The 5,756-nt window shown below is 37.2% G+C and carries 5 protein-coding genes; all 5 read right to left on the minus strand.

The genetic code is table 11. The features are described from left to right. Nucleotides 1-127 precede the first annotated feature (127 nt). The gene (locus tag ACKI2W_RS00550; protein ID WP_407378481.1) at nucleotides 128-1,315 is read right to left on the minus strand and encodes an aconitase X; all 1,188 of its coding nucleotides are present in this window, start codon (nucleotides 1,313-1,315) and stop codon (nucleotides 128-130) included. A gap of 1 nt (nucleotide 1,316) precedes the next feature. Then, nucleotides 1,317-2,648, minus strand: coding sequence for a DHHA1 domain-containing protein (locus ACKI2W_RS00555; protein ID WP_407378482.1), 1,332 nt, complete (start codon nucleotides 2,646-2,648; stop codon nucleotides 1,317-1,319). Beyond that, nucleotides 2,638-3,036: a 30S ribosomal protein S15 gene (locus tag ACKI2W_RS00560; RefSeq protein WP_407378484.1), complete on the minus strand. Its 399-nt coding sequence runs from the start codon at nucleotides 3,034-3,036 to the stop codon at nucleotides 2,638-2,640. The genes ACKI2W_RS00555 and ACKI2W_RS00560 overlap by 11 nt, the downstream gene beginning before the upstream one ends. A gap of 19 nt (nucleotides 3,037-3,055) precedes the next feature. Then, nucleotides 3,056-3,607 (minus strand): XTP/dITP diphosphatase, encoded by a 552-nt coding sequence (locus ACKI2W_RS00565; RefSeq protein ID WP_407378486.1) that lies wholly within the window; start codon nucleotides 3,605-3,607, stop codon nucleotides 3,056-3,058. Between the two features lie 74 nt (nucleotides 3,608-3,681). Beyond that, the coding region (locus ACKI2W_RS00570; RefSeq protein WP_407378487.1) for an Ig-like domain repeat protein at nucleotides 3,682-5,756 on the minus strand (2,075 nt) is incomplete at its 5' end.

A 5,756-nucleotide genomic window follows, 5' to 3' on the forward strand; every position in this document is an offset into this window, starting at 1 on the left:
ATCTTCAAAAAATAATAAAATAAATTATTTAAAAAAATTACAAAAAATAATCAAAAAAAATAAACATTGATGGAATTAAAATTTTCTTAGTAGATAAAGAAAAAATCTATTGTAGAAAACATATTCATCACTGAAAATGAATAAGATTTTCCACATCATCATAAACTACATCAAGTCCGCACATTGAAGGGACATAATTTGCTGCCTTTGCTGAGTTTACACCAATCACTTCAAAGCCCATATCCTCAATAGGAGCAACAACCATACATGTGTCACATACAACATTTCCGCCAGCAGCCTCAATAATTTGAGTATAACCCATTCTATCAGCAGTTGCCTTAACAGAAACGGACGTGCAAATCCATAACTTGTTTTTAATGCTTTTGCCTTCAACGATATTGGCAACATGTTTTATTTCCTCAAGAGAAGCATGAGGACATCCCAAACAGATCAAATCGGCTTCACGGTCTGTTGTGGTTAACTTTTGACGGGTTTCCTGAATATCATTATCGCCGACAAACATGTAATCTTCAACATCATCCTTTCCGGCAGTATCCCATTCAGGAGTTACATTCTCCATATGATACAATGCTACAGAACCTGAAGAAGCAAGAGCCGCACCTAAAGTTTTCAAATCATTATTGGATGGAGTGTTTTTAACAGTAAAATAAGGCACTCCGCCGCCAACGACTTTTCCAACAATATAACCTAGCGCACCCCAGTCAGCGCCGGACAATTCGTCACTGACATTTACAATCAGGTTTGCCTTACGGTTTTCATCCAGATGGAATCCATAAAGGGGAGTCTTACCTACTATGGCCGCTGCAAGAGCTGCCGGTCCTCCTTCACGGTTAGTGCGTGCACCGATAACTGAATTGACATAAGCCACTGCAGATGATTCGGACCATGATACATGATCTTTAAATCTAGGAACGTTTCCTACAAGATAAGGAGTACATGTGCATGTTTTGGAAATGCCCAGCTTTCCATATGCATCTACAATCTGGTTTTGCTTAATTGAAAAATCTTCAGGAAATCCCAATTCCTTCCAATTGTCCAGATCGGTTCCCGGAGGATTTAGTGAAGCGTTTATTCCTGAATATTCAAATTCCTCACTTGCCAAATCTTCAAGATATTCCAGACCTGCCTGGCCTATTGTCTTATATGAAACTCCAGACACCTGTGCAGAAGTGATATCAACCAATTTGGAGGCTCCGTAAATGTCACCCAAAGCCACTAAAATATCCATACTCTTACGGATGGTTTCGCCGAACTCTCCGTCACACATTTGCTCTTCTTTTTTTGTTAAAAACATATTAATCATTATTTAATTGATATGAAATCATTTCATCAAATATATGGAGGAAATTGTCTTTACTTTCATAAGGTATCATAGCTCCTGCAGCAATATCGTGGCCTCCTCCTGATCCGCCGAAATTGTTTGAGCTATCACGTAAAGCCTTTCCCAAGTCAACTCCACGATTAACCATATCTCTTGTAGTTCTTCCAGAAATTTTAATATCCTTATTAAGTCTGGATAGTCCAAGTACAGGTTTTGAATCATCAATCAAACCTACAGATAATCCTATACTTGCAATAGTACCCATAACAGACTTTAAAACTTTATCTTCACTATATAAATATTGTGATGATTCTAATTGAACAGCACCTTCACGTTTAATCCATTCAAGACCCTTGACAATCTGGTCTCTATATTTGCGCTGAAAATCAGTGGCAGTTGACAAGGCCTTTTCTCTTTCGCCAAGCGCAATGCTTAAGCCTAAGCCATATTTCTTATTCTTACCGCATGCATCAAGGATATATGCATATTCCTCAAGATCCCTAAGCATTGGAATCTCTTTAGGAATCAAATAGCAATCCCCAAAAATGTCTGGATTAATCTTTATCAGTTCGGCCGTAAGAACATCCTTCTCTTCATCAGCCAAATCTACGAACTTGATTCCATAAGATAAACCGATTTTTTCTAAAAATGCTGTAGCCCCTTCCAAATCACCACTAATGCCCGGCAAAGGCGGTGTGAATGTATAAGCAAGGGATTTGAATAATGGCTCGGATGCCTTTGAAACTATCTTTAAATCTTCATTAATTTCCAGATTTGTTTCCTTTGCATCATCCAAAATCAGCTTGTTAACGCCATTAAATCCATCTTGGCATTGCATGTCGCCAAAAGCACCTACGAGTGCAAAATAAGCCAAATGTTTTTTATCCAGGTCACGGACACATAAATATGCTGAACCCGCACCGGATAAATCCTTACTACCATCAATTTCAAATAAATGTGGATTGACATGAACCAGATTACTGTCTGACTCTGTTCCATCAACCTGATGGTGATCAGCTATAATAACATCACTTTTAAAGGTATTCAATTCATTTACAAATGCACTTCCCATATCTGAAAAGATGAATAAATCATGTTGCTCATGACGGAGCTGATTTATAACATCTTCCTTAAGACGTGGGACTATAGTAGTATGAAACTGAACATTTTCCTCTTTCAAAGCATTGGCTATTACCGCTGCAGCTGACAATCCGTCAGCATCGTTGTGTGAAATTATGCGAATAATTTCATCGTTTTCAATATGCTCTTTGAGCATATTAGTAGCTTCAGTAGCTCTATTTAACAAGGAGTGCTGCTTGTTGTGGATTATATCTCCAACCTTCTGGTAATTCGCCTTCACTTACATAGTAAGAAGCTAATTTTCTGATTCTTGATTCAATGATAGTTAATCCTCTTTTGGAGTGTAAATCTTTAGGATTTTCTTCTAAGTGGTCCCTGATGTTAACTGCTCTTCTGATTAAGTTCATTAAATCTTCAGGATAGTCTCCAGCCTGATTGTTTCTTTTTAAGATTTCAGTGATTCTTTCACCGGTTACGTCTTTAACTTTAGGAATTCCGTATTGGTCTCTTAAGATAATACCGATTTCGGAAGTACTTTTACCTTCTCTGTTAAATTTCAAAATCATTTCTTCAATTTCTTCGTTACTATAAGTTACCCATTCTGGTCTTGCCATAAATAACACCTATAAAATATTAATCTTGAGTAGAATACCACTCTATAAATTTTTTTAATGAATTTTTTCTATGTGAAAATTGGTTTTTCTCGTCAGTTGTCAATTCTCCAAAGGTCTTACCCTCACTGGGAACATAAAATATAGGATCAAAAGCAAATCCCAAATCACCTTTTTCTTCAACTGATATTTCTCCTTTGACCTTGCCTAAAAAAGTCTTGGGCTCAGAATTGGGGGCGCAGTACCCAATAACTGACCTGAATTCGGCATAACGGTCAGAAACATTATTTAACAGCTTTAAAATTCCCTGATTTCCTAAAGTATCTTGTACATAATGTGAATAAGTTCCAGGAAATCCATTTAAAGCCTTAATGAATAAACCAGCATCTTCAACAATCACAGGTCTATTAAGCTTATGACTGGCATATCTTGCACCTGACATGGCCACCTCCTCAAGAGTTCCCTGAGGTTCGCTGTAACCCAAGTCAATATGCTCAAGTTTAATGTCATAATCTTTGAAAATATTCTCTGCTTCTATAACTTTATGTTCGTTACCAGTAATAAATGTTATCATAAAAATAGTTTTGATTAAAATTTTTTATAAAATTAACTATGAAAAATAAAAAAAGAAGAGGTGTTTTAAACCTCTTAAGCGTTCACTTTTACAATGTTTCCAATAACTGCATCATTATATTTGGAGGTTATGATGTATTCGCCAGGTATTAAATTAATGTTTAATTTAGCGTTACCCTGGCTGTCGGTTGTTCTGTAATACATGACTCCGTTAATATTGAACTCGATTTTTTGATTTCCAAGTGGATTTCCCTGACCGTCAACCAAGTGAGCGATGAACGGATCGGAAGTCCCATAGGTTTTTGTCAAGTCCTGAGCAGATAATGTTGGAAGAACTTTGATATTGTTGGATACCATGAATCCTTTGTATTCAGCTGTGATTATGTAATCTCCAGGCTGCAAGTTAATGTTTAACTTAACAATACCGTTTTCATCTGTTGTACGGTTGTAGAACACACCATTGATGTTGAATGTTACGACTTCTCCAGCACCTACAGGGTTTCCATCGTCACCAAGTACTTTAACAGTATAATGTGTTGCGTTTCTATAGTATTTGGTAATATCATAGTTTTCAACTATTTTAGCGAGAACTGTAATATTGTTTGATGATTCTTCACCTGTTTGTAGGTTCATTGCCGTTAATATGTATTCACCTGTGTAGAGATTGATGTTAAGTTTAGCTAAACCTTCGTTTCCTCTGACAAAGCGGTCATACATTACACCATTGATGTTGAATCTTACAGCAGTTCCGTCAGCCAGATAGTTACCTTCGCTGTCACGGAAAGTAGCGTAGTATTGGCTGTCGTTTTTATAGATTTTAACAAGATCGGTACCGTTGACTGTAGTCAATACAGTAACTACTGAGTTGATTGTTTCGTTTCCTACTGTTGTAGTTACGTTATAAACTCCAGGATTCAAGTTAATTGCAACACTTGTAGTTCCTGAAGCACCGGTTGTTCTGTTATATGTCATTCCGTTTATTTCAATGACAACTGACTTGTTAGCAACAGGATTTCCTTTGGAATCAGTAATGTTAACAACAAATCTTTCAGAACCGTGGTAATATTTGCTTACGTCAGGAGCGGATACAATTTCATATACCTCTTCCTCAACAGTTAAAGCAGCATCCTTAGTTACTGGGTTGTATTTTTCATCACCAGAGTATGTAACTGGGACAGAATAGTTACCGGCAGCCAAATCAGGAATGCTGATAGTAGCAGTTCCGTTAACAACAGGAGCAGTGTAAGTTTCATTGCCAACTGTGGCAGTCACATTACCTGTTGCATATTCAGGCAAACTAACAGTAATTGTAGCATTATCCCCTTCAGTAACATCAGGAGCATCAATACTGACAGTAGCATTCTCCTTAGGAGTTTCCTTCTCATCAACAGTCACATTAGCACTAGTCTCAACAGAATTATACTTGTCATCACCTGAATAAACAACAGGAATAGAATAATTGCCTGCAGCCAAATCAGGAATGCTTACAGTAGCGGTTCCGTTAACAACTGGGACAGTCACATTGCCAACAGTCACATTACCAGTAGCGTCCTCAGGCAAGCTAACAGTGATTGTAGCATTTTCACCTTCAGTAACATCAGGAGCATCAATACTGACAGTAGCATTCTCCTTAGGAGTTTCCTTCTCATCAACAGTCACATTAGCACTAGTCTCAACAGAATTATACTTGTCATCACCTGAATAAACAACAGGTACGGTATTATTACCGACAGGTAAACCAGAGACAACAGCACTAGCAGTTCCGTTGACAACAGGAACAGTTACATTTCCAATAGTTACATTACCGGTCGCATCAGCAGGTAAAATAACACTGACAGTAGCATTTTCTCCTTCAACTATGGATTCAGGAGAATTGATGTTAATATCAGGAGTTGTTTTATTAGTAACATTGTCATCGGATTCATTTCCTTTAGCTTTAACCTCAACAGCAACAACATTTGATGAAGATACATTAAACTTGTCGTCACCATTATAAACTGCAGTAATAAAGTGAATTCCTTCAGTCAAGTTGTTAATTACGAATTTATCACCAACATTAACAGTGCCTAAAACATCAGAACCGTCAAAGAAAGTAACAGTACCACCAGCACCATCAGTTAAAGTATAATCAACAGTTACATTATCACCAA

It is taken from the genome of Methanobrevibacter sp. (assembly GCF_045603845.1).
In the GTDB taxonomy this organism is placed as follows: Archaea; Methanobacteriota; Methanobacteria; order Methanobacteriales; family Methanobacteriaceae; genus Methanocatella.